Genomic DNA, 24,389 nt, shown 5'->3' with positions numbered 1-24,389 from the left:
CTTTTTTTAACGCAAAACGCCCACAATACTTGCGGGCGCTTATCGATATTTAGCGATAATGATTAGTCAAACTTAAGCGACATTAATGACGCTTTTGCGACATCCTGATACTGGTCAACTAAATCCTTCGTCATATTAAAGGCAACCTGCACAGCTTTATTATCCTGACTGGTAATCAGCATCAGATTCAGAATTTCGCTATCCGCAGCCTGAGAGCGGAAAGTCACTAACCATGCCTTATGCCCATCAACCGTAACGGCTTCTGCCTCTGGTTTGTAGTTAGCTAACATTTTCAACATCGCATCTTTCATCATATCCAGCTGCGCCGCAGGCAGTGCGTTGCGACCCGCCGTCACGCCCAGTGAGGCTTTACCTCTCTCGTCGCCATAAATGATCTGTGGACGATTCTCAGACGGGTATTTAATTTTCGCCATTTCCGCCGACATAGGCGTTAGCGTTTGCGGAATTTCGATGCTTAACTTCAGCTCGGGAAAGTGTTTACGCTCCATGTCCATTCCGGCATGAGCAGAAATCGCCACTAACATAGCAAAAGAAGCCGCCACAATTTTACGGAAAATATCCATTTTTCACCTCAGGTTTGATGGTCAGATTCCGCGAGTATATCCCGAAAGAGGAATAAAAATACGGCCTTAATCTATTTTCAGAAATTAAGGATGAGAGTGGTATTATTCTTATTACTGATGGATGGCGATTCCGGGAAAACCGACATCGCCATCCGTCGCTTATACCGTAAAGCCTAACATCATGCCGGTATCTTCATGTTCCAGCAGATGACAGTGCGCCATATAGGCATGCTCTTTGGGCGCGACGTGATCAAATTTCACTAACACCTCGCTGACGCTGCCTTCCACCCGAACGGTATCTTTCCAGCCCGCACGATGGGCCGCAGGCGTCTGGCCGTTCTCCGACAGGATGCGGAACTGCGTACCGTGGATATGGAACGGATGCAGCATCATATCGCCCACCCCGGAGATGACCCAGCGTTCATATTGACCTTTGCTGGCCGCGAACATCGGCTTGTTCATATCGAACGCCACGCCGTTTATCTTATTCGCGTTATGGAAATCAAACTGACCGCCGTGGTTCATATGGCCCATGTCGCCATGCTGCATGTTGCCCATATGCCCCTGCATCTGCCCGTGATGCATGCCCGCCATCGCCTGATCGCCATACTTTTTCATCAGCATCTGCATTCCCATCATGTCGAGCATCGGATCCATCGACAGTTGCAGATTACGCACCGTCAGGCCGTCAACCGCAGGTAGCGCAGGCATGGTACTTAGGGTGTCCGGCAGCGTACCGGAGGCATTCACGGCAACCGGCTGAATACGCATGACCGGATGCGGCTTATCAAACGGCGCAATCGCCATCCCCATCTGGCTGACCGGCAAGGTAACCAAATCAAACGGTTTACCGTCACTGACGTCCACCAGTACTTCAAAACGCTCGCCCATCAGCATGGGCAGTTCGTTTACTTTTACCGGTTCCGCCAGCAGCCCGCCGTCGCTGGCAATGACGTACAGCGGACGCTTATCGCTGGCGGCAAAATTGAGTGAACGGGCGTTACAACCGTTAAGCAACCGCAGACGTAACCAGCCGCGCGGCGCAGCATGTTGAGGATAAATGGCGCCATTGGTCAGTAGCGTATCGCCAAACCAGCCTACAGCAGCCGTCATCACATCAAGCTGATAATCAATCTGCCCGGCCGCGTTAAACCGTTTGTCCTGCACGATGACCGGAATATCGTCGATTCCCCACTGCTTCGGGAGCAGCAGCTTATGAATTTCTTCATCCTCAATCAGAACCAGACCCGCTAAGCCCATCGCCACCTGATGCCCGGTTTTCCCATGCTGATGGGGATGAAACCAGCAGGTCGCCGCTCGCTGATCCGGCGTAAACGTGATGGTACGTTTTCCGCCCGCCGGGATAATCCCCTGCGGCCCGCCATCCACCTCGCGCCCGGCACCTCCAACCCATGCCAGTGCAGTGTGGTCTCTTCCTGAAGCTGGTTGTGGATATCCACCGTCACCGCTTTGCCTTTTTGCAACTTCAGCGCAGGCCCGAGCAGATTACCGTTATAGCCCCAGGTGGTTGCCGTTTTTCCGGCAAAGGTCGACTGACCCGCTTTCACCATCAGCGAGATCTGGTTACGTGCGTCGGCGGTGAGAAGCTCGGGAATGGGCAACGTGGGGCGTTGGGCGGCAAAAACGGTGCGGCTCCAGAACGGTAAAGCTGACGACAGCCCCAGAGCCACAGAATATTTTAAGAAATCACGACGTTGCATAATTATTTCCTTATTTTGCTGCAGGCGAAATAACGCTAATCTCTGAGCATAGACCCTCCCCTTACGGCAAGGTCAAGCCAGGGATATCACTTAATAGATAATAAAAGTCGTCGCTTCGCCTCCAGTATGCTAACGTTGACTTTCCGTAATGCAGTGGTAGAAGCAATGAAGACGTTTTTCAGAACCGTGTTGTTCGGCAGCCTGATGGCCGTATGCGCAAACAGCTATGCGCTCAGTGAATCTGAAGCCGAAGATATGGCCGATTTGACGGCCGTTTTTGTCTTTCTGAAAAATGACTGCGGCTACCAGAATTTACCCAACGGGCAGATTCGTCGCGCACTGGTCTTCTTTGCTCAGCAAAACCAGTGGGACCTCAGCAATTACGACACCTTCGATATGAAATCCCTCGGCGAAGACAGCTATCGCGATCTCAGCGGTATCGGTATCCCTGTCGCCAAAAAATGCAAAGCGCTGGCGCGCGACTCCCTGAGCCTGCTGGCTTACGTTAAATAACCTCCCGTCCCTGTTGCTGAAATAATGACCGTGCATCAACGGTCATTGTTAGCTATGATGTTGCGCCCTTTTTTTACGGGTGTTAACAAAGGAGGCATCACCCTATGGCCGAAAAACCACAGTGGCATGAAACGCTACACGACCAGTTTGGGCAGTACTTTGCCGTCGATAACGTTCTTTATCACGAGAAGACCGCGCATCAGGATCTCATCATCTTCGAAAACGCCGCCTTTGGTCGCGTAATGGCGCTGGACGGCGTGGTGCAGACCACCGAGCGCGATGAATTTATCTATCATGAGATGATGACGCACGTTCCGTTGATGGCTCACGGTCACGCGAAACACGTACTGATTATCGGCGGTGGCGACGGTGCGATGCTGCGCGAAGTCACCCGGCACAAAAACGTTGAAACCATCACGATGGTGGAAATCGATGCTGGCGTTGTCTCGTTCTGCCGCCAGTATCTGCCCAACCACAACGCCGGTAGCTATGACGATCCGCGCTTTACGCTGGTGATCGACGACGGCGTGAATTACGTCAACCAGACGCAGAACACGTTTGATGTGATCATCTCCGACTGCACCGATCCGATCGGTCCCGGTGAGAGTCTGTTCACCTCGGCATTCTACGAAGGTTGTAAACGCTGCCTGAATCCGGGCGGGATCTTTGTCGCGCAGAACGGCGTCTGCTTCCTGCAACAGGATGAAGCCCTCGACAGCCACCGTAAGCTCAGCCATTACTTCGCCGACGTTGGCTTCTACCAGGCGGCGATCCCCACCTACTACGGCGGCATAATGACTTTTGCGTGGGCGACCGATAACAAAGCGTTGCGCCACCTGTCGACTGAAATCATCCAGGCGCGTTTTCACACCTCCGGCCTTAAGTGTCGCTATTACAACCCGGCAATCCACACGGCAGCGTTTGCCTTACCCCAGTATCTGCAAGACGCGCTGGCGACAGCATCGTCCTAAGGAGAAGATAAGAAATTGAAAAAACTGAAACTGCATGGCTTTAACAACCTGACTAAAAGTCTGAGTTTTTGTATTTACGATATCTGCTATGCCAAAACCGCCGAAGAGCGCGACGGATACATCGCCTATATCGACGAACTCTACAACGCCAACCGTCTGACCGAAATTCTGTCAGAAACCTGCTCTATCATCGGCGCCAATATCCTGAATATTGCCCGTCAGGATTACGAACCTCAGGGTGCCAGCGTCACCATTCTGGTGAGTGAAGAACCTGTCGATCCGCAGTTGATTGATAAAACCGAGCATCCCGGCCCGCTGCCGGAAACGGTGGTCGCCCATCTTGATAAGAGCCATATTTGCGTGCATACCTATCCGGAAAGCCACCCGGAAGGCGGATTATGCACCTTCCGCGCCGATATTGAGGTTTCAACCTGCGGTGTGATTTCTCCCTTGAAGGCGCTGAATTACTTGATCCACCAGCTTGAATCCGACATCGTGACCATCGATTATCGCGTGCGTGGCTTTACCCGTGATATCAACGGGATGAAGCACTTTATCGATCATGAGATTAACTCCATTCAGAACTTTATGTCCGAGGATATGAAGTCGTTGTATGACATGGTGGATGTGAACGTGTATCAGGAAAATATCTTCCATACCAAAATGCTGCTTAAAGAGTTCGACCTTAAGCACTACATGTTCCACACCAGACCAGAAGATTTAACGGAAGCAGAGCGTAAAGAGATTACCGCTGCGCTGTGGAAAGAGATGCGAGAGATTTACTACGGGCGCAATATCCCGAGCGTGTAAGAAAAATGCTCAGGCACTCTGCGGAGTGCCTGAGCCGAATCCGAGACTATTCATTTCCCCATCGATTCAGGAATTCTGCGATATCATCGATGCGTTGCGCGTCAATGCCAGCGTCGACCGCCATCTCCTGCTGCGCTTCTTCGCTGATCTCTTCGTTATTTGTTAAGCGAGCAATCAGTAGCTGGAAATAGCGAGCAAGAGGATCACGCTCCGACGCGTTAACCGGTTCTGCGGATTCCGTCGAATACTCATCCACAATGTCATAATATTTCAGTGGTATTTCATTACCCATCACTCATCTCCTGGGGTTATCCCAACGTTAATTACTCAGGCTGTACCAGCGTCAGGGCGACGGATTGCGCTTTCAGTTCGGCCTGTACGGCTTGCGGTAAATTAACATCGGTAATGACGTCGGTAAAGCGACTGAGAGAAGCCACATTAAATAGCGAATGCGCGCCGTATTTGCTGCTGTCGGCCAGTAGCACTTTTCGTTGCGCATTGGCGATAATTTCCTGCTTCAGTCCCGCTTTGTCCTCAGTCGGCGTGGTCACGCCCTTTTCCATACTCCAGGTATTACAGCTCATAAACGCGATATCAGGATAGACGCTGCGCAGCATTTTGCGGCCAAACTCGCCGATGCATGACTGGCTGCTGTCATCAATTCGCCCACCGACAATAGTCACCTCTATCTGGCGAAACTCGGATAAAAACAGGGCGATGTGCAGATCAACGGTAATGACTCTGAGGGGAAGATGGGTTAAACATTTTGCCAGCTCCAGCATCGTGGTTCCGGCATCAAGCACCACGGCATCGCCCGCATGCACCATCGAGGCCGCATAACGCGCAATCGCCCGTTTTTCGGCGGGCGATCGCAGTTGCTTCTCGTTGGTGGTCGGTTGCACTGCTTCAAAACGCCGTAACGCCACACCGCCGTGGCTGCGACTGATCACCCCCTGTTCATCCAGTTTGATCAGATCGCGGCGGATCGTTGCCGGAGAGGCCTCAACGGCATCCACCAGTTGTTCCACGGTCACCAGCGTATGATTTTTCAAATACGCCACAATCTGATCCAGACGGTGTTGTCCTTTCATAACAGGAAATTATGCCAGTTGCATTGCCAGTTTAATCGATACGGCCATGCTCTCAGATTTTGCTTTTCCCGTCCAGGCGATATCAAATGCCGTCCCGTGATCGGCAGAGGTGCGAATAAACGGCAAACCGGCAGTGATGTTGACGCCGTCATAGAACCCCAGCAGCTTCAGCGGGATATGGCCCTGATCGTGGTACATCGCCACCACCATGTCATAGTGACCTTCATACGCCTGCAAAAATACAGTGTCCGGCGGGCATGGGCCGTAAACATCCATCCCCTTTGCCTTCATGTTCTCAATCGCCGGACCGACGATGCGAATCTCCTCATCGCCAAACAGCCCGTTCTCACCAGCATGTGGATTCACCCCCGCCACGGCTATACGCGGCTGCGCATAACCCACACGCTTCAGGAAGGTATCGGCGATACTAATAACAGTCTCCACGCGCTGACCGTTCAGGGTATCGAGGAACTTACGCAGGGCGATATGGGTGGAAACGTGGATGACTTTCAGCTTATCGGTATAAAGCACCATCGCGTAGTCGCGACTTTCCGTCAGCGTCGCCAGCAGCTCGGTGTGTCCGGGGAAATGGTGCCCGCCAAGATGCAGGGCTTCTTTGTTCAACGGCGCAGTGGCGATAGCATGAACATCACCTTTCATCGCCAGTTCCGTTGCCCGTTTTACGCAGCGATAAGCCAGATCGCCTGCCTGAGCCTGCACTTTACCCGGCTCCAGCGCGTCCGGGTCCACCAGCGGTTCATCAATCACATGAATCACACCAGGCGCGAAGCGGGCGTCCGCCACCTGCGTAATGGCGCGAAACGTCACGCCCTCCGCCAGACCGTTGGCCTGTAACCGCTTCAGGGTTTGCAGGCATCCCACTACCACCAGCGGCGCGCCGTTAAGTTCATCTTCACTGAGCGCTTTAACAATAATTTCCGGGCCGATCCCCGCAGGATCGCCCATCGTAATCGCGACGGTTTTAGTTACCACTGTACATCTCCTCAATAAAATAAAGCGCATCACAAAGGGTACTGTCGGAGCCGAATCCTCCTGCTTTGGTGATCACCGGCAGATCGTCAATCTCGCTGTTCACGAACGTTCCGCACGGAATGCACGGCGCTACCTCGCTCTGAATGCGATAGCCTTCCGCCCCCAGCGCACTGGCAACGGCGGTCGCAATATCCCCTCCGGTCAGGAACAGGCCGCCAATACGCGCCTGCTCAATAATGCGTAACGTGATGATTCCAAGACGCTGGCTTAACCGTTCGCCAAGCGCCTGACGGCTCATCCCGACGCTGGCACACAGCGTGTCGATCATCTGTCGGTCGTCCGCACTACGACTGGTACGTAAAATCGTATGGTGGTGACGGCTCAGTAACGCGCAGGCCTGCTCCACCACCGACGCGATTTCCTGTTCGAAGCCGGCAGAGGCCAGTCGTGAGGCATCGATCTCGACAACCTTTGCCCGGTCCTGACACAGCGCCTTGTCTACCTGACGTCGCGTGGCTTCACTCATCGAACCCGCGACGACCAGCACCGGCAACGCTTGCTTTTCCTGCATAAACAGGCGGACCGGCAGGGCATTGGCGAGACCAGCCGCGCCGACCAGTAACGGCAGCGTCTCCTGCTCACAGATAGCATGCGCAATCAGCGACAAATCACGGTCCTCAACGGCATCCACCACCACCATGCACTCGCCTTCAGCAGCGAAAGCGGCTAACAGCGCGCTCAGTCGTCCGCGACGGACATCGTCGAGCGACACTTCATGCACCGGAATGTCACTTTGCAACGAGACCAGTTCCGCAATGCGCGAAGAGATAATCGGCGTTTTGGGATCGCTGGCAAATTCGGTCTCCAGTAATGGCGTTCCGTTGACCAGGCACAGTCCATCACGTGTTGTGCGCCCTGCGGCGGGGATCGCCGCCGCAATCACGGCCAGCGTCCGGTTAGCGGCGCGCATCGCCGCCGTCACCTCGGCGCCGACGTTGCCACGAAACGTAGAATCAATTTTTTTATACACCAGCGGCGCGGTTTCCCCTTCACACCAGGGGGCTAACGCTTGTTGTACCGCCTGCGCGGCTTGCGCCGACGGGATTGCCCGGCTCTCTGTGTTGATCACCAGCACATCAGCACGACGGGAAGGCTTCTGCGTCGGGGTGAGCATTACCTCTGTGCGTGCGCCTTTTTTCGCCAGTTGCACGCCGGTATCGTTAGAGCCCGTAAAATCATCGGCAATGACGATCATTTTCATGCTTTATTCTCCTGAGTAACCTGACGAGCCTGTTTTTTGGCAACCCACGAGGTCAGGATCGGCGTCAGGATCGCGGTGGTGATCACGGAGGCGGCAATCAATGGCGCGGCAGCAGCAGCGACTTCCGCCAGCGAAGGGTCAGCCTGGGCTATCGCCAGCGGCGTTGCAACGGCATTACCGGCGGTACTGGAGGCCGCCGCTCCGGCAATCCCGGTACCGCCCACCAGACGGTCTGCGCGGATGTTAAAGAAGCCGCCGACGAACGTGGTTAACACCCCCAGCAGGATGCCCGCCAGACCGCCCTGCAATAGCATTTCGAGGTTGATGCCAGCCCCCAGCGCAAAGGCGAAGAACGGGATCAACAGCGGTCCGCCTTTGGTCAGGAAGTCACGCATGTTGTGATCGAGGTTACCGAGGATCATGCCAACCACCAGCGGGACCAGGACCGCCACCAGTGCCATGATCGGAATGTTGGCCATTCCCGCAGCACCCAGCGCGATCATGGTAAAGAATGGACCGTCATTAAGAGACAGAATAGAGATTGCGCCGACGTCACGCTCGTTACCGAACTCGCCGACTAATGCCGCGTACAGCCCCCCATTCGAGTTACTCATGGCAGCAATAATCGCCAGTCCGCTTAAGCCAAAGATCCCTTCAGTCCCGAACAGGTGCTCAACGCCAAGACCGAGCGCAATGGCGATCAGCAGTTTGGTCAGGGTAATCGTACCGCCCTGCAATAAAGCCTGAGGTGCCGCCTTCACGCTGATCCCTGCGCCCATGCACAACAGGAATGCACCGATTAGCGGCGCGGCGCCGTTTTTAAACAGCGCGGTAGTAAATCCGCCGATCTCCAGCGCCTGCGGGGCAAAGGTATTGATAATGGCACCGATAACCAATGGCACGACCATCATGCCGCCGGGTACGCGTTCTATTGCCTTCTTGATGTTCATGGTCTTCCCGCCTGTTGTTGTGTTGTGATTAAATAAAATCACAACGATTATATTTAATCAATTTTAGATCACAAATGGGCCAGATCACAGTTTTAAAATGATTAATAAAAATCAAACAATCATTTTTCGGTAAAAAAAAACCGGACGCAGACGCCCGGCTCCACTGATGATTGAAATTATTCAGGATTGACGCAGAAATTCCCGATAGGCGTTTACCACCTGCAGGAAATCCTCGACGCCGCACAGCGACAGGCTTTCTTCATCGTAGTAATTCATCCCTTCTTCCATTTCGTCGCCGGTAAACTCCAGCTGATTGGCGCGGATCATCACCTCTTCGCCGTCCATCCAGAGCGTATATTCATGCCCCGCCCGTTGCCAGGAACGTTCGCTGCCTTTCACCGCGTGAGCCGCCTGTTCCACTTCGTCCAGCAGGGCCAGGTTTTCTTTCACTTCTTCATTAAACCAGTGCCCGACCACTTCGTGACCCATGGACATGCGCACCAAAACCCGACCGGTAACATCGCGCAGAAATTCGTAATCCATAATGTAGTCCTCTGCTCCCGGCAATGCGCCATTACCGCATTGCGCCTTGTCTTAATTATCGCAGCCTGGACGCAGAAAAAAAGCGGATCGCGTATAAGGAATGGAAATAAAAATGCCCGGAGAAGCACGCTTCACCGGGCATTGATGCGTTTTTACGCGAAAGGCGTTAGCGCATTACACGGCAGTCTGGAAAATCACACCGTCCGCTTTCTCAGTGTATTGAGAGAGCTGGTCAAAGTTCAGATAACGATAGGTGTCGACTGCCGTTTTATCCACCTGCGCCACATAGGTCTGGTACTCTTCCGGCGTCGGCAATTTACCGATCAGTGCCGCAACCGCCGCCAGCTCCGCAGACGCCAGGTAGACGTTCGCACCGGTACCTAAACGGTTCGGGAAGTTACGCGTAGAAGTCGATACCACCGTCGCGCCGTCTGCGACACGCGCCTGGTTACCCATGCACAGTGAACAGCCCGGGATTTCAATACGCGCACCGCTCTTACCAAAGACGCTGTAGTAGCCCTCTTCGGTCAGCTGTGCCGCATCCATACGGGTTGGCGGCGCCACCCACAGACGCGTCGGCAACTGGCCTTTGTGCGCATCCAGCAGCTTGCCGGCCGCACGGAAGTGACCAATGTTGGTCATGCAGGAACCAATGAACACTTCGTCGATTTTATCGCCCTGAACATCAGAGAGCAGACGCGCATCGTCCGGATCGTTCGGTGCACAAAGGATAGGCTCTTTGATATCCGCCAGATCGATGTCGATCACCGCCGCGTACTCTGCGTCAGCATCGGCTTCCAGCAGTTGCGGATCGGCCAGCCATTTTTCCATCCCCTGAATACGACGTTCCAGCGTACGACGGTCGCCGTAGCCTTCTGCGATCATCCACTTCAGCAGAACGATGTTGGAGGTCAGGTATTCCACGATCGGCTCTTTGTTCAGCTTGATGGTGCAACCTGCCGCAGAACGCTCGGCGGATGCATCGGTCAGCTCAAACGCCTGCTCGACTTTCAGATCCGGCAGACCTTCGATTTCGAGAATACGACCAGAGAAGATGTTCTTCTTGCCTTTTTTCTCAACGGTCAGCAGACCCTGTTTGATCGCATACAGCGGAATGGCGTGTACCAGATCGCGCAGGGTAATACCCGGCTGCATTTTGCCTTTGAAGCGCACCAGCACCGATTCCGGCATATCCAGCGGCATCACGCCGGTCGCCGCAGCAAACGCCACCAGGCCCGAGCCCGCCGGGAAGGAGATACCAATCGGGAAACGGGTATGGGAGTCACCACCCGTACCGACGGTATCCGGCAACAGCATACGGTTCAGCCAGGAGTGGATCACGCCATCACCCGGACGCAGCGAAACACCGCCGCGATTCATAATAAAGTCAGGCAGCGTGTGGTGCGTGGTGACGTCAACCGGCTTCGGATAGGCGGCGGTGTGACAGAAAGACTGCATCACTAGGTCCGCAGAGAAGCCCAGGCACGCCAGGTCCTTCAGTTCGTCACGGGTCATCGGGCCAGTGGTATCCTGAGAACCTACGGAGGTCATCTTCGGCTCGCAGTACGCACCCGGACGGATACCGGCTACGCCGCACGCACGACCCACCATTTTCTGCGCCAGCGAGTAACCACGGCTGCTTTCCGCCACATCTTTCGCCTGACGGAAAACGTCTGAGTGCGGCAGACCCAGCGCTTCACGCGCTTTGGTGGTCAGACCGCGACCGATGATCAGCGGGATACGGCCACCGGCACGCACTTCATCAATCAGCACGTCAGTTTTCAGTTCAAAGCTTGCCAGCAGTTCGCCGGTTTCATGGTTACGTACTTCACCTTTGAACGGGTAAACGTCAATCACATCACCCATGTTCAGGTTTGACACATCCACTTCGATCGGCAGTGCGCCTGCATCTTCCATGGTGTTGAAGAAGATAGGGGCGATTTTACCGCCGAGGCACAGACCGCCGCCGCGCTTGTTCGGCACGTGCGGAATGTCGTCGCCCATGAACCACAGCACGGAGTTGGTGGCGGATTTACGTGAAGAACCGGTCCCGACGACGTCACCGACGTAAGCCAGCGGGTAACCTTTACTCGCCAGGGCTTCGATCTGTTTGATTGGGCCAACGACACCCGGCTGATCCGGCTCAATGCCTTCACGGGCGTTTTTCAGCATCGCTAACGCGTGCAGCGGGATATCCGGACGAGACCACGCATCAGGTGCCGGAGACAGGTCATCGGTATTGGTTTCACCGGTGACTTTGAAAACGGTGACAGTCATTTTTTCAGCCAGCGGCGGACGGCTCAGGAACCATTCGGCCTCCGCCCAGGACTGCATCACCTGCTTCGCATATTCGTTCCCTGCTTTGGCTTTTTCTTCTACGTCATAGAAGTTATCGAACATCAGCAGCGTATGGGAGAGCGCTTTGGCGGCAATCGGCGCCAGTTTTGCATCGTCCAGAGCGTCAATCAGCGGATGAATGTTGTAACCACCCTGCATGGTGCCGAGCAGTTCAATCGCTTTTTCAGGCGTAATCAGTGGGGAAGTCGTTTCGCCTTTCGCGACGGCAGCGAGGAAACTGGCTTTGACATAGGCGGCTTCATCGACGCCCGGGGGAACACGGTTGATCAACAGGTCTAACAGGAATTCTTCTTCGCCCGCAGGCGGTGCTTTCAGCAGCTCGACGAGCGCGGCCATTTGGGTTGCATCTAAGGGTTTGGGCACAATCCCCTCGGCGGCACGTTCTGCTACGTGCTTACGGTATTCTTCTAGCACGACGGTTCTCCTCGCTCTCATTGTCATAGTGCGGCGCTTTATCGATGGGCGATTCTCTTCACGCTCCTGTGAGACAGCAGTTTGTAGGGTAAATGCCCGGTACCGCAATGGGCAGAATAACAGGATTTTAGTGAGGTGTTAATCTGTTTACAAAAAAGCAACATAAAAAAGTGGCTGAATCGTTAAGGATGGTCTAATGCCCTTTTCGATTTCAGAAGCGGGAAATTTATCGCTGTTACGAATCGTCACACTATTTCGCATTCTTATAATCACTCTACTGTACCGATCCCAAGATTAGTCAAAAATTAAACTATCGTCTCTTTATACTCACGCAACACTGCACCTGCGGGTGGCAGCACTTCGACCATTGCGATTTCCAGGAAATCGGGAGTAAGAATATGACGTTGCCCTTTAAACCCCACGTGCTTGCGTTGTTCTGTAGCGCCGGACTACTCGCTGCTTCAGGCGTGCTGTATGTCAAAAGCCGCACACCGGAAGCCCCTACGCTGCCCACGCCCCCCATCGCTGCGCAACCGCTCGCGCCAGCCGAAGCGACTCCCGTTGCGAAAGTGAGCTTTACCACGGCGCAAATCGATCAATGGGTCGCGCCGATCGCCCTCTATCCGGACCCGCTGCTTTCGCAAGTTCTGATGGCCTCGACCTATCCGGCTAACGTCGTCCAGGCAGCACAATGGTCGCGCGATAATCCGACACTGCAAGGCGATACCGCCATTCAGGCTGTCGCAAACCAGCCGTGGGATCCCAGCGTGAAGTCACTGGTCGCCTTTCCGCAACTTATGACGCTGATGGGGGAAAACACGGAGTGGGTGCAAAACCTCGGTGATGCATTTCTGGCGCAACCGCAGGATGTGATGGACTCCGTGCAACGCCTGCGCTTACTGGCCCAGCAGACCGGCTCGCTGAAATCTACGCCGCAGCAGACGGTGACCAGCACGCCGAAAAAGAGCGTCGCGGCAGCCCCCTCAACCACCTCCTCCGCAACAAAATCCAGCGCCGTTTCCGCCGCCCCAGCCTCCACGGTAATTAAAATTGAACCTGCAGATCCGCAGGTGGTGTACGTCCCCAGCTATAATCCCGCTACGGTTTATGGCACCTGGCCCAACACCGCATACCCGCCGGTGTATCTCCCGCCTACGCCAGGCGAGCAGTTCGCTGGCAGTTTTGTTAAAGGGTTCGGCTACAGCCTGGGCGTCGCCACCACCTATGCGCTGTTCAGCAATATCGACTGGGATGACGACGATCATCACCACGATGACGATCACCATCATGATGACGATCATCACGACGGTCACGGTTATCAACACAATGGCGATAACATCAATATCAACGTCGATAACTTCAACCGCATCTCCGGACAGAATCTGAAAACACAGAACATGACCTGGCAGCACAACCCGGCCTGGCGCGGCGGCGTACCGTATCAGAATGGCACGACCGCCCCGCGTTTCCACCCGACCGACGTCAGCGGCGGTCTCAGCGCTACACAGCAGCCTGCTGCGACGGCATCCCGCGACAGCCAGCGTCAGGCAGCGATGGCACAACTGCAACAGCGTCATCCGGATGCGTCTAAAGCGCTGGCTCAGCAACCGACAGCCACAACGCGTGATGCCCAGCGCAAAGCGGCCGCTCAACAGTTGAATCAGGTTGCCCAACGCAATAATTATCGCGGCTATGACGACAACAGCAACAGCGCGCGTCGTCAGAACGCGCAACAGACCTTGAAACAATCGACTACGACAGCGCAACAACTGCATCGTGACGATCTCAGGGCCAAAGCGCAGCAACGCCCGATTTCACAACCGCAGCGGGAGACGGTACGTCAGCGCGTCGAATCCTCCTCGCCACAGCAGCGTCAGGCGTTTCAGCAAAACCATGCGAATGTATTTAGCGGTAACGACAGCCGTTCGCCGAACTGGCAATCGCAGCAGCAGCGCGGTCAGGAAAGCCGCCGTCTGAGTAACATCAGTAATGAGCAACGAGCCCACATGCGCGAACGCGCATCTGAACACCATGAATTTCGCCGTCGTTAACGGGAGCCGATAATGAAAAAAGTACTGTTAAGCACCCTGCTGCTCTCGCTTCCGTTAATGAGCTACGCCCAGCAGATGTTCGCCACGCCAGACGAGGCCGCCAGCTCTTTTGCCCGTGCAATTGCCGACAATAACGATGCGCAAATGACTACCCTGTTAGGCGATAACTGGCGACAGTTTTTGCCCCCTGAAGGCGCGGACCCCGAAGCCATTGCGCGCTTTAACCGCGACTGGAAAGTCAGCCACCAGATTGTGCAACAAGGTAACGTCGCTCACCTGAACGTCGGCCAGGAGAACTGGCAGTTGCCCATCCCCATCGTGAAGGCGAGTAAAGGCTGGCATTTTGATATGTCTGCCGCGCAGGATGAGATCCTCACGCGCACGATTGGCCGCAATGAACTCTCGGCGATACAGGCCATGCGTGCCTATGTCGACGCCCAGTATGACTACTGGCAGCGCAAACAAGCATTTGCCAGCCGAATTATCAGCCATGCAGGTCAACAGGACGGTCTCTACTGGCCGGTAAAACCAGGTGAAACGCCCAGTCCCTTAGGGCCGGCTTTCAGTCCTGAGTCACCTGGCGAAGGGTATCACGGCTATTATTTCCGCATTATTGCCAGCGATAACGCGAAAGGATTTGCGCTGCTTGCCTGGCCGGTGACCTGGGGCGAAACGGGTGTGATGAGCTTCATGGTAAGTCAGGACGACCGGGTGTATCAGACGAATTTAGGGGAAGATAGCGGGCTAAAAGCCATCGCCATAGAGAAATTTACGCCACACGAGCCGTGGAAGCCGGTGGAGTAGCAGGCATAAAAAAAGCGGCATTTACGCCGCTTTTTCGTTACCGGAAGGCTGAAGATTATTTCTTCTTCTTCGCTTTTGCGTTCGGCAGGTCAGTGATGCTACCTTCGAACACTTCTGCCGCCAGGCCCACGGACTCGTGCAGAGTCGGGTGCGCGTGGATGGTCAGCGCGATGTCTTCAGCGTCACAGCCCATTTCGATTGCCAGACCGATCTCACCCAGCAGCTCGCCGCCGTTGGTACCGACAATCGCACCACCGATGACGCGGTGAGTTTCTTTGTCGAAAATCAGTTTAGTCATACCGTCTGCGCAGTCGGAAGCGATAGCACGGCCAGAAGCAGCCCACGGGAAGGTGGCGGTTTCGTAGCTGATGCCTTTCTCTTTCGCTTCTTTCTCGGTCAGACCTACCCATGCCACTTCTGGTTCAGTGTAGGCAATGGATGGGATCACTTTCGGATCGAAGTAATGCTTCATGCCGGCGATAACTTCAGCGGCAACGTGACCTTCGTGAACCCCTTTGTGCGCCAGCATCGGCTGACCGACGATATCGCCGATAGCAAAGATGTGCGGCACGTTGGTGCGCAGCTGTTTGTCAACGCGGATGAAACCACGATCGTCCACTTCCACGCCTGCTTTGCCAGCGTCGAGGTTTTTACCGTTCGGCACACGACCGATTGCCACCAGCACGGCGTCATAACGCTGCGCTTCAGCAGGGGCTTTTTTGCCTTCCATGGAAACGTAAATACCGTCTTCTTTCGCTTCAACGGCAGTCACTTTGGTTTCCAGCATCAGGTTGAATTTCTTGCTGATGCGTTTGGTGAAGACTTTAACGATATCTTTGTCCGCCGCCGGGATAACCTGGTCGAACATTTCAACCACGTCAATCTCTGAACCCAGCGCGTGGTACACAGTACCCATTTCCAGACCGATGATACCGCCACCCATGACCAGCAGACGCTTCGGTACGGATTTCAGTTCCAGGGCGTCGGTGGAATCCCACACGCGCGGATCTTCATGAGGAATGAACGGCAACTGGATCGGACGGGAACCCGCCGCGATGATCGCGTTGTCGAAGTTGATCACGGTTTTACCGTTCTCACCTTCCACTTCCAGGGTGTTCGCCCCGGTGAATTTACCCAGACCGGTAACCACTTTCACTTTACGGCCTTTCGCCATGCCAGCCAGACCGCCGGTCAGCTGAGTGATTACTTTTTCTTTCCAGGTACGAATCTTGTCGATATCGGTTTTCGGCTCGCCGAAGACGATACCGTGTTCTGCCAGCGCTTTGGCCTCTTCGATAACTTTGGCTACGTGCAGCAGTGCTTTAGAAGGGATACAGCCGACGTTCAGACAAACACCACCGAGGGTGCTGTAACGTTCAACGATTACGGTTTCCAGACCTAAATCAGCGCAACGGAAGGCTGCAGAGTAACCTGCGGGGCCTGCCCCAAGTACCACGACCTGAGTTTTGATTTCAGTACTCATCATGACCTCTTAATTTATTTCCGGCGATCCCTGGTCTTGTCGCCCATCGTCCACCGGGTCGTTCTATCCGTCCGTATTTTACAAAATTGTTAACAATTTTGAAACAACAAAACGGCAACGATTTATCTTTAGCACTAATAACCCCAAAACCATCATGAGATTACCAGAAAAAAGCCGGCCGTCGGGCCGGCTTTTTTGCTTACATCACCAGGCGGCGAATGTCAGACAGCATATTGTTAATGATGGTAATGAAACGCGCACCATCAGCACCGTCAATCACGCGGTGGTCGAAGGACAGAGAGATCGGCATCATCAGACGCGGTACGAACTCTTTACCATTCCACACTGGCTCCATCGCGGACTTGGAGACACCCAGGATCGCGACTTCAGGCGCGTTCACAATCGGTGCAAAGTGGGTCGTACCCAGGCCGCCGATGCTGGAGATGGTGAAGCAACCGCCCTGCATTTCGCCAGCCGTCAGCTTACCGTCACGCGCTTTCTTAGAGATAGCCGTCAGTTCACGAGACAGCTCGGTCACGCTCTTCTTGTTCACGTCTTTAAAGACCGGAACCACCAGACCATTCGGGGTATCTACCGCCACACCGATGTTGATGTATTTCTTCAGCGTCAGGCGCTGGCCGTCTTCGGACAAGGAGCTGTTGAAGCGTGGCATCTGTTCCAGAGCCGCAGCAACCGCTTTCATGATGAAGACCACTGGGGTGAATTTCACGTCCAGTTTGCGCTTCTCAGCCTCAGCGTTCTGCTGTTTACGGAACGCTTCCAGGTCGGTGATATCGGTTTTGTCGAAGTGGGTAACGTGCGGGATCATCACCCAGTTACGGCTCAGGTTAGCACCAGAAATTTTCTGGATGCGGCCCAGTTCCACTTCTTCGATTTCACCAAACTTGCTGAAGTCGACTTTCGGCCATGGCAGCATGCCCGGGATACCGCCACCTGCTGCGGCTGCCGGAGCAGCTTCCGCACGCTTGATAGCGTCTTTCACGTAAGCCTGAACGTCTTCGCGCAAGATACGACCTTTACGGCCTGTGCCCTTCACTTTCGCCAGGTTCACGCCGAACTCGCGCGCCAGACGGCGAATCAGTGGGGTCGCATGAACGTAAGCATCGTTCTCAGCAAACTCAGATTTGCCTTCAGCTTTTGCGGCCGGAGCAGCGGCAGCTGGCGCAGGTGCAGATGCAGATGCAGATGCAGCGGCTGGAGCCGGTGCGGCAGCCTGCTGTGGCGCGGCAGCAGCAGGTGCTGCGCCTTCCACTTCGAAGACCATAATCAGAGAGCCGGTTTTCACTTTATCGCCGGTGCTGATCTTGATTTCTTTAACGGTACCCGCGAACGGCGCCGGCACTTCCATAGAAGCTTTGTCGCCTTCAACGGTGATCAGTGATTGCTCAGCGGTCACTTTATCGCCCACTTTCACCATCACTTCGGTCACTTCAACTTCGTCACCGCCGATATCCGGTACGTTAACGTCTTTCGCGCCAGTGGCTGCTGGTGCAGCAGCCGGGGCCGGAGCAGCGGCCTGTGCAGGCGCGGCAGCAGGTGCAGCACCCGCCACTTCGAAGACCATGATCAGGGAGCCGGTAGACACTTTGTCGCCGGTGTTGATTTTGATCTCTTTCACGGTACCCGCGAACGGCGCCGGCACTTCCATAGAAGCTTTGTCGCCTTCTACGGTGATCAGGGACTGTTCAGCGGCAACGGTATCGCCCACTTTGACCATGATCTCAGTCACTTCAACTTCGTCACCGCCGATGTCGGGTACATGGACGTCTTTCGCTGCTGCAGCTGCAGGTGCTGCTGCCGGAGCGGCTTCTTTCTTCTCTTCTGCCGGAGCAGGTGCAGCGGCTGCTGCACCGTCAGCGGAATCGAAAATCATGATCAATTTGCCAGTCTCGGTTTTGTCGCCAACAGAGACTTTAATCTCTTTAACAACACCAGCCTGCGGAGACGGGACTTCCATAGAGGCTTTGTCGCCTTCTACGGTGATCAGCGACTGTTCGGCTTCTACCTTGTCGCCTACTTTGACCAGGATCTCGGTGATTTCAACTTCATCTGCCCCGATGTCCGGTACTTTGATTTCGATAGCCATTATTCTTTTACCTCTTACGCCAGACGCGGGTTAACTTTTTCTGCATCGATGTTGAATTTGGTAATTGCATCCGCAACCACTTTCTTATCGATTTCGCCACGTTTAGCCAGTTCGCCCAGTGCCGCGACTACCACGTAGGAAGCATCCACTTCGAAGTGGTGACGCAGGTTTTCACGGCTGTCAGAGCGACCGAAACCGTCGGTACCCAGTACGCGATAATCATCAGCCGGTACATAAGTACGAACCTGTTCGGCAAACAGTTTCATATAGTCAGTTGATGCTACAGCCGGCGCGTCGTTCATCACCTGAGCGATGTACGGAACGCGCGGGGTTTCCAGTGGGTGCAGCATGTTCCAGCGTTCACAGTCCTGACCATCACGCGCCAGTTCGGTGAAGGAGGTGACGCTGTACACGTCAGAGCCCACGCCGTAGTCTTTCGCCAGGATCTCTGCCGCTTCACGCACGTGACGCAGGATAGAACCGGAGCCCAGCAGCTGAACTTTACCTTTGCTACCTTCCAGGGTTTCGAGTTTGTAGATACCTTTACGGATACCTTCCTCAGCACCTTCCGGCATGGCTGGCATGTGGTAGTTTTCGTTCAGCGTGGTGATGTAGTAGTAAACGTTCTCTTGTTTCTCACCGTACATACGCTCCAGACCATCGTGCATGATGACCGCAACTTCGTAGGCATAAGACGGATCGTAAGAGATACAGTTCGGGATAGTCAGAGACTGAATATGGCTGTGACCATCTTCGTGCTGCAGACCTTCACCGTTCAGCGTTGTACGACCAGACGTCCCGCCAATCAGGAAGCCACGCGCCTGTTGGTCACCTGCTGCCCAGCACAGGTCGCCGATACGCTGGAAACCGAACATGGAGTAGTAGATGTAGAACGGAATCATCGGCAGATCGTTGGTGCTATAGGAAGTCGCCGCGGCCAGCCAGGAAGACCCTGCGCCCAGCTCGTTGATCCCTTCCTGCAGAATCTGACCTTTCTCGTCTTCTTTGTAGTACGCAACCTGTTCACGGTCCTGCGGGGTGTACTGCTGGCCGTTCGGGCTGTAAATACCAATCTGACGGAACAGACCTTCCATACCGAAAGTACGCGCTTCGTCGGCGATGATCGGAACCAGACGATCTTTGATCGATTTGTTCTTCAGCATCACGTTCAGGGCACGAACGAAAGCGATGGTCGTAGAGATTTCTTTGTTCTGCTCTTCCAGCAGCGCGCCGAAGTCTTCCAGGGTCGGCAGTTCCAGCTTCTCAGTGAAGTTCGGCTGACGGCTCGGCAGGTAGCCGTGCAGCGCCTGGCGGCGTTCGTGCAGGTATTTGTGCTCTTCAGAACCTTCCGGGAAGGTAATGTAAGACAGTTTTTCAACCTGCTCGTCAGTAACCGGAACATTGAAACGGTCGCGAATGTAGCGCACGCCATCCATGTTCATTTTCTTCACCTGGTGAGCGATGTTTTTACCTTCGGCGGTGTCACCCATGCCATAACCTTTGATGGTATGGGCCAGGATGACGGTGGCTTTGCCTTTGGTTTCCTGCGCTTTTTTCAGTGCAGCGTAGACTTTCTTCGGATCGTGACCACCACGGTTCAGCGCCCAGATCTGCTCATCAGTCCAGTCGGCAACCAGTGCTGCGGTTTCCGGATATTTACCGAAGAAATGCTCACGAACGTATGCGCCATCTTTGGATTTGAAGGTCTGGTAGTCGCCGTCAACGGTTTCGTTCATCAGTTGGATCAGTTTACCGCTGGTGTCTTTACGCAGCAGCTCATCCCAACGACCGCCCCACATCACTTTGATTACGTTCCAGCCAGCACCTTCGAAGATGCCTTCCAGCTCGTTAACGATTTTGCCGTTACCGGTGACCGGGCCGTCCAGACGCTGCAGGTTACAGTTGATGACGAAGACCAGGTTATCCAGTTTTTCACGGGTCGCAATGGTGATAGCACCCTTGGATTCCGGCTCGTCCATCTCACCGTCGCCAAGGAAAGCGTAAACGGTCTGTTTAGAGGTGTCTTTCAGGCCACGGTGTTCCAGATATTTCAGGAACTTAGCCTGATAGATCGCACCGATTGGGCCCAGACCCATAGAAACGGTCGGGAACTGCCAGAATTCTGGCATCAGTTTCGGGTGCGGGTAGGAAGACAGGCCATTGCCATGAACTTCCTGACGGAAATTGTCCATCTGCTCTTCAGTCAGACGGCCTTCCAGGAATGCACGTGCGTAAATGCCCGGGGAGATGTGGCCCTGGAAGTACACCAGGTCGCCGCCATCCTGCTCATTGCGGGCACGGAAGAAGTGGTTGAAGCACACATCGTACACGGTCGCAGAAGACTGGAAGGATGCCATGTGGCCGCCCAGCTCGAGGTCTTTTTTAGACGCACGCAGCACGGTCATGATGGCGTTCCAACGGATAGCAGAACGAATACGACGCTCCAGCTCCAGATTGCCCGGATATTCCGGCTCATCTTCAACGGCAATAGTGTTGATGTAATTGCTTGCCCCTGTACCTGCCGCTACTTTCACGCCGCCTTTGCGGGCTTCAGAAAGAAGCTGGTCAATCAGATACTGAGCGCGCTCAACACCTTCTTCACGGATGACCGATTCGATCGCCTGTAGCCAGTCGCGAGTTTCGATCGGATCCACGTCATTTGGGAAACGTTCTGACATGGGGGTATTCCTTATCTATCTAATACGTTGAGTTATCTGGAACCTGTCCCATTGCGCTCTTTGTTCTTCATTCTTCAGGTTGTCTCTTTGTTGGCTGCGCTTCCTTGCGCCAGTCACATAGTTCACTATGCTCCTGGCGACTCGCGCGCTTGCCGCCGCGATACAAGCCGAATTATTTTGAACAACTAAAAGTGCAATAAGACAGGTTCTGCGTTTAGTTGCCGCGCTTTTCATTCATTAGCGCTTGATTTACAACATCTTCTGGCTAACGAGCTACCAGAAAAATCACTAATTCTTTCGCTGCTCCAGACGACGTAAGGCGCGTTCACGACGGCTCTCCTCACGGCTGCGGTCGAGCAGTATCTCTTCGATAAATGCCAGATGGCGATGTGATGCTTCACGCGCCTCTTCTGGCTTACCGGCAATAATCGCTTCGAAAATACGGGTGCGGTGACCACTCACCAGCGGAAGCATCTCGCGACGCGAATAGAGCAACTCGAAGTTCTGACGTACGTTCTGGGCCAGCATGGGCTCCATACACCTTAGCAGATGAAGTAACACCACATTGTGCGCAGCTTCGGTGACAGCAATTTGATACTGGAGGACCGCATCGGACTCGGCATCGCGGTCACCCGACTCTTGCGCCAGTTCAATGGCATGATGCAATTCACGAATACGTGTTTTGTCTTCATCCGTACTGCGCAACGCTGCGTAGTATGCAGCAATGCCTTCCAGCGCATGGCGCGTCTCAAGCAGGTCAAACTGGGATTCAGGATGGTCGGAGAGCAGTTCTACCAGTGGATCGCTAAAGCTCTGCCACAGGCTACTCTGAACAAAAGTGCCGCCGCCCTGGCGACGAAGCAGCAATCCCTTCGCTTCGAGACGTTGAATCGCCTCACGCAAGGAGGGACGGGAGACGTCGAACTGTTTCGCCAGTTCGCGTTCCGGTGGGAGTTTTTCGCCCGGGCGTAGTGTGCCCTCAAGAATCAAAAACTCCAGCTGTTGCTCAATCACATCGGATAATTTTGGTTGGCGGATTTTGCTGTAGGCCATGATGTCCTGTCTTAAGCCATTTGCCCGAAGTCAATTGGTCTTACCAATTTCATATCTGTGACGCTAAAGTAACAAAGTATTCACCTTATGTCCATACAGGTTTTGATTGAAATCAGTAAAGCAGGCACATTTTAACAACATCACAGAAATATCGTTTCAAACATGTAACTATGCACAAATGTTAAATTTACCACCCGCGAGGTAGTTTTAACCTTATTGAAACGAAGAAAAATCCTGGTTGAACCGATTCAGATGCATTTTTATGCATATTTTATGTATGGGTAATCACTTTATATCTTACAGAAGTGTTATCAGGGAATAAGAGGCGGGATAGACAACTGCTCTCTTTTTATTCAACTCGTCATCATCCATTCACAAAGCAGGTGCATTCCCTGCCGCATACCATTATTCTGTTCCGGACAAAAGAGTTTCGGCGACATTTTAAAAAACATTGCTGTAAACATAATAATACAACAGACGGAATTGCAAACTTACACGCATCTCTGCGTAGGACAAATAATAATTACTCAAATTGCCCGGTCGCCGTCACGCGGCCGGGTACTGAAGGGTAAACCACTCACGAGGTTTCATGATGGACAGTCAGCAGCACGGCGAGCAGCTAAAGCGCGGCCTTAAGAACCGCCATATCCAGCTTATCGCGCTGGGCGGCGCGATAGGAACAGGCCTGTTCCTGGGAAGCGCCTCCGTAATTCAGTCCGCGGGCCCCGGTATTATTCTGGGTTATGCGATAGCCGGTTTTATTGCCTTCCTTATTATGCGCCAGTTGGGTGAAATGGTGGTTGAGGAGCCGGTCGCCGGTTCATTCAGTCACTTTGCCTACAAGTACTGGGGAAGTTTTGCGGGATTTGCATCGGGCTGGAACTATTGGGTGCTGTATGTGCTGGTTGCAATGGCGGAACTGACCGCCGTCGGCAAGTACATTCAGTTCTGGTGGCCGGAGATCCCCACCTGGGTTTCGGCAGCCGTTTTCTTTATTGCGATCAACGCCATCAACCTGACCAACGTAAAAGTGTTCGGTGAGATGGAGTTCTGGTTTGCGATCATCAAAGTCATCGCCGTGGTCGCGATGATCCTGTTCGGCGGCTGGCTGCTGTTCAGCGGCAATGGCGGCCCGCAGGCAACCGTGCGTAACCTGTGGGAACAGGGCGGCTTCCTGCCTCATGGCATGACCGGGCTGGTAATGATGATGGCGATCATCATGTTCTCTTTCGGCGGGCTCGAGCTGGTCGGTATCACCGCAGCTGAAGCCGATAACCCAGAGCAGAGCATTCCCAAAGCCACCAACCAGGTAATCTATCGTATTCTGATTTTCTATGTGGGTTCACTGGCCGTTCTGCTTTCCCTGCTGCCGTGGACGCGTGTCACCGCTGACACCAGCCCGTTTGTCCTAATCTTCCACGAGCTGGGCGATACCTTCGTGGCGAACGCGCTGAATATCGTGGTTCTGACGGCGGCACTGTCGGTATACAACAGTTGCGTTTACTGTAACAGCCGCATGCTGTTTGGTCTGGCGCAACAGGGTAACGCCCCGAAAATCCTGCTCACTATCGACAAACGCGGCGTGCCGGTGAATACCATCATCGTTTCGGCGCTGGTGACGGCGCTGTGCGTATTGATCAACTACATGGCGCCAGAATCCGCCTTCGGCCTGCTGATGGCGCTGGTGGTCTCCGCACTGGTGATCAACTGGGCGATGATCAGTCTGGCGCACATCAAATTCCGCCGAGCGAAGCAGCAACAGGGAGTGAAAACCCGCTTCCCGGCACTGTTCTACCCGCTGGGTAACTGGGTCTGTCTGGCCTTCATGGCGGCGGTGCTGGTAATTATGCTGATGACGCCGGGTATGGCGATTTCGGTTTACCTGATCCCGGTATGGCTGGTTGTTCTTGGCATCGGTTATCTGTGCAAACAGAAATCCGCGAAGACGGCGAAAGCCCATTAATTCCTTGAACCCTCACCCGTCATGGGTGAGGGTTGTTACCT

Annotated in this window: 18 protein-coding genes and 1 pseudogene; 6 read left to right on the top strand and 13 right to left on the bottom strand. The window is 54.2% G+C overall.

The genetic code is table 11. The features are described from left to right. Positions 1-62: 62 nt before the first annotated feature. Both ACQ0PY_RS05050 and cueO read right to left on the bottom strand, forming a co-directional pair. A complete protein-coding gene (locus ACQ0PY_RS05050) occupies positions 63-584 on the bottom strand; it encodes a hypothetical protein (protein WP_042997898.1) in 522 nt (173 codons plus the stop codon). 159 nt (positions 585-743) lie between these two features. Next, positions 744-2,305, bottom strand: a pseudogene (gene cueO / locus ACQ0PY_RS05045) (multicopper oxidase CueO). A gap of 165 nt (positions 2,306-2,470) precedes the next feature. Here cueO and ACQ0PY_RS05040 point away from each other — a divergent pair. The 3 genes from ACQ0PY_RS05040 (at position 2,471) to speD (ending at position 4,599) form a co-directional block, all read left to right on the top strand. Then, the gene (locus tag ACQ0PY_RS05040) at positions 2,471-2,818 is read left to right on the top strand and encodes a YacC family pilotin-like protein (protein WP_000846617.1); all 348 of its coding nucleotides are present in this window, start codon (positions 2,471-2,473) and stop codon (positions 2,816-2,818) included. 104 nt (positions 2,819-2,922) lie between these two features. After that, positions 2,923-3,789: a polyamine aminopropyltransferase gene (speE, locus tag ACQ0PY_RS05035; RefSeq protein ID WP_042997900.1), complete on the top strand. Its 867-nt coding sequence runs from the start codon at positions 2,923-2,925 to the stop codon at positions 3,787-3,789. A 15-nt stretch (positions 3,790-3,804) separates the two neighbouring features. Beyond that, entirely contained in the window at positions 3,805-4,599 is a 795-nt protein-coding gene (speD, locus tag ACQ0PY_RS05030; protein WP_042997901.1) for an adenosylmethionine decarboxylase, read from the top strand. Between the two features lie 46 nt (positions 4,600-4,645). On the opposite strand, the gene ACQ0PY_RS05025 is transcribed toward speD, so the two are convergent. From ACQ0PY_RS05025 to acnB, 7 genes are all read right to left on the bottom strand, one after another. Continuing rightward, positions 4,646-4,891, bottom strand: a complete 246-nt coding sequence (locus tag ACQ0PY_RS05025; RefSeq protein WP_042997902.1) for a YmjA family protein — start codon at positions 4,889-4,891, stop codon at positions 4,646-4,648. A gap of 31 nt (positions 4,892-4,922) precedes the next feature. Continuing rightward, positions 4,923-5,690: a DeoR/GlpR family DNA-binding transcription regulator gene (locus ACQ0PY_RS05020; protein ID WP_042997903.1), complete on the bottom strand. Its 768-nt coding sequence runs from the start codon at positions 5,688-5,690 to the stop codon at positions 4,923-4,925. A gap of 9 nt (positions 5,691-5,699) precedes the next feature. Further along, entirely contained in the window at positions 5,700-6,683 is a 984-nt protein-coding gene (locus tag ACQ0PY_RS05015; RefSeq protein WP_080721861.1) for a D-threonate 4-phosphate dehydrogenase, read from the bottom strand. Beyond that, positions 6,673-7,944 (bottom strand): D-threonate kinase, encoded by a 1,272-nt coding sequence (dtnK, locus tag ACQ0PY_RS05010; RefSeq protein WP_042997905.1) that lies wholly within the window; start codon positions 7,942-7,944, stop codon positions 6,673-6,675. Before dtnK ends, ACQ0PY_RS05015 begins: the two co-directional genes overlap by 11 nt. After that, a complete protein-coding gene (locus ACQ0PY_RS05005; protein ID WP_042997906.1) occupies positions 7,941-8,894 on the bottom strand; it encodes a 2-keto-3-deoxygluconate permease 1 in 954 nt (317 codons plus the stop codon). Before ACQ0PY_RS05005 ends, dtnK begins: the two co-directional genes overlap by 4 nt. A gap of 180 nt (positions 8,895-9,074) precedes the next feature. Then, complete coding sequence (gene yacL, locus ACQ0PY_RS05000; protein WP_042997907.1) at positions 9,075-9,437, bottom strand: protein YacL; 363 nt, start codon at positions 9,435-9,437, stop codon at positions 9,075-9,077. A gap of 174 nt (positions 9,438-9,611) precedes the next feature. Then, positions 9,612-12,209, bottom strand: a complete 2,598-nt coding sequence (gene acnB, locus ACQ0PY_RS04995) for a bifunctional aconitate hydratase 2/2-methylisocitrate dehydratase (RefSeq protein WP_042997908.1) — start codon at positions 12,207-12,209, stop codon at positions 9,612-9,614. Between the two features lie 398 nt (positions 12,210-12,607). Between acnB and ACQ0PY_RS04990 the strand changes: the two genes are divergently transcribed. Both ACQ0PY_RS04990 and ACQ0PY_RS04985 read left to right on the top strand, forming a co-directional pair. Beyond that, the gene (locus ACQ0PY_RS04990; RefSeq protein ID WP_109739881.1) at positions 12,608-14,260 is read left to right on the top strand and encodes a DUF3300 domain-containing protein; all 1,653 of its coding nucleotides are present in this window, start codon (positions 12,608-12,610) and stop codon (positions 14,258-14,260) included. A gap of 12 nt (positions 14,261-14,272) precedes the next feature. Further along, positions 14,273-15,064 carry a DUF2950 family protein gene (locus ACQ0PY_RS04985; RefSeq protein ID WP_044267424.1) on the top strand — a complete coding sequence of 264 codons (792 nt, stop codon included), beginning with the start codon at positions 14,273-14,275 and terminating at the stop codon, positions 15,062-15,064. 55 nt (positions 15,065-15,119) lie between these two features. Here the strand turns inward: ACQ0PY_RS04985 and lpdA are convergent, their stop codons facing one another. The 4 genes from lpdA to pdhR all read right to left on the bottom strand — a co-directional run bounded on the left by lpdA (position 15,120) and on the right by pdhR (position 22,385). After that, on the bottom strand, positions 15,120-16,547 hold the full coding sequence (lpdA, locus tag ACQ0PY_RS04980; protein ID WP_042997911.1) for a dihydrolipoyl dehydrogenase: 1,428 nt from the start codon (positions 16,545-16,547) through the stop codon (positions 15,120-15,122). Between the two features lie 199 nt (positions 16,548-16,746). Continuing rightward, positions 16,747-18,654, bottom strand: coding sequence for a pyruvate dehydrogenase complex dihydrolipoyllysine-residue acetyltransferase (gene aceF / locus ACQ0PY_RS04975; protein WP_109739880.1), 1,908 nt, complete (start codon positions 18,652-18,654; stop codon positions 16,747-16,749). A 14-nt stretch (positions 18,655-18,668) separates the two neighbouring features. After that, positions 18,669-21,332 (bottom strand): pyruvate dehydrogenase (acetyl-transferring), homodimeric type, encoded by a 2,664-nt coding sequence (gene aceE / locus ACQ0PY_RS04970; RefSeq protein WP_042997913.1) that lies wholly within the window; start codon positions 21,330-21,332, stop codon positions 18,669-18,671. A gap of 288 nt (positions 21,333-21,620) precedes the next feature. Beyond that, positions 21,621-22,385, bottom strand: a complete 765-nt coding sequence (gene pdhR, locus ACQ0PY_RS04965; protein ID WP_042997914.1) for a pyruvate dehydrogenase complex transcriptional repressor PdhR — start codon at positions 22,383-22,385, stop codon at positions 21,621-21,623. Between the two features lie 589 nt (positions 22,386-22,974). Between pdhR and aroP the strand changes: the two genes are divergently transcribed. Then, complete coding sequence (gene aroP / locus ACQ0PY_RS04960) at positions 22,975-24,348, top strand: aromatic amino acid transporter AroP (protein WP_086512694.1); 1,374 nt, start codon at positions 22,975-22,977, stop codon at positions 24,346-24,348. The last annotated feature ends 41 nt before the right edge of the window (positions 24,349-24,389 follow it).

Source organism: Citrobacter sp. LST-B2, assembly GCF_057983045.1.
This window is presented reverse-complemented; position numbering and strand designations above follow the sequence as displayed.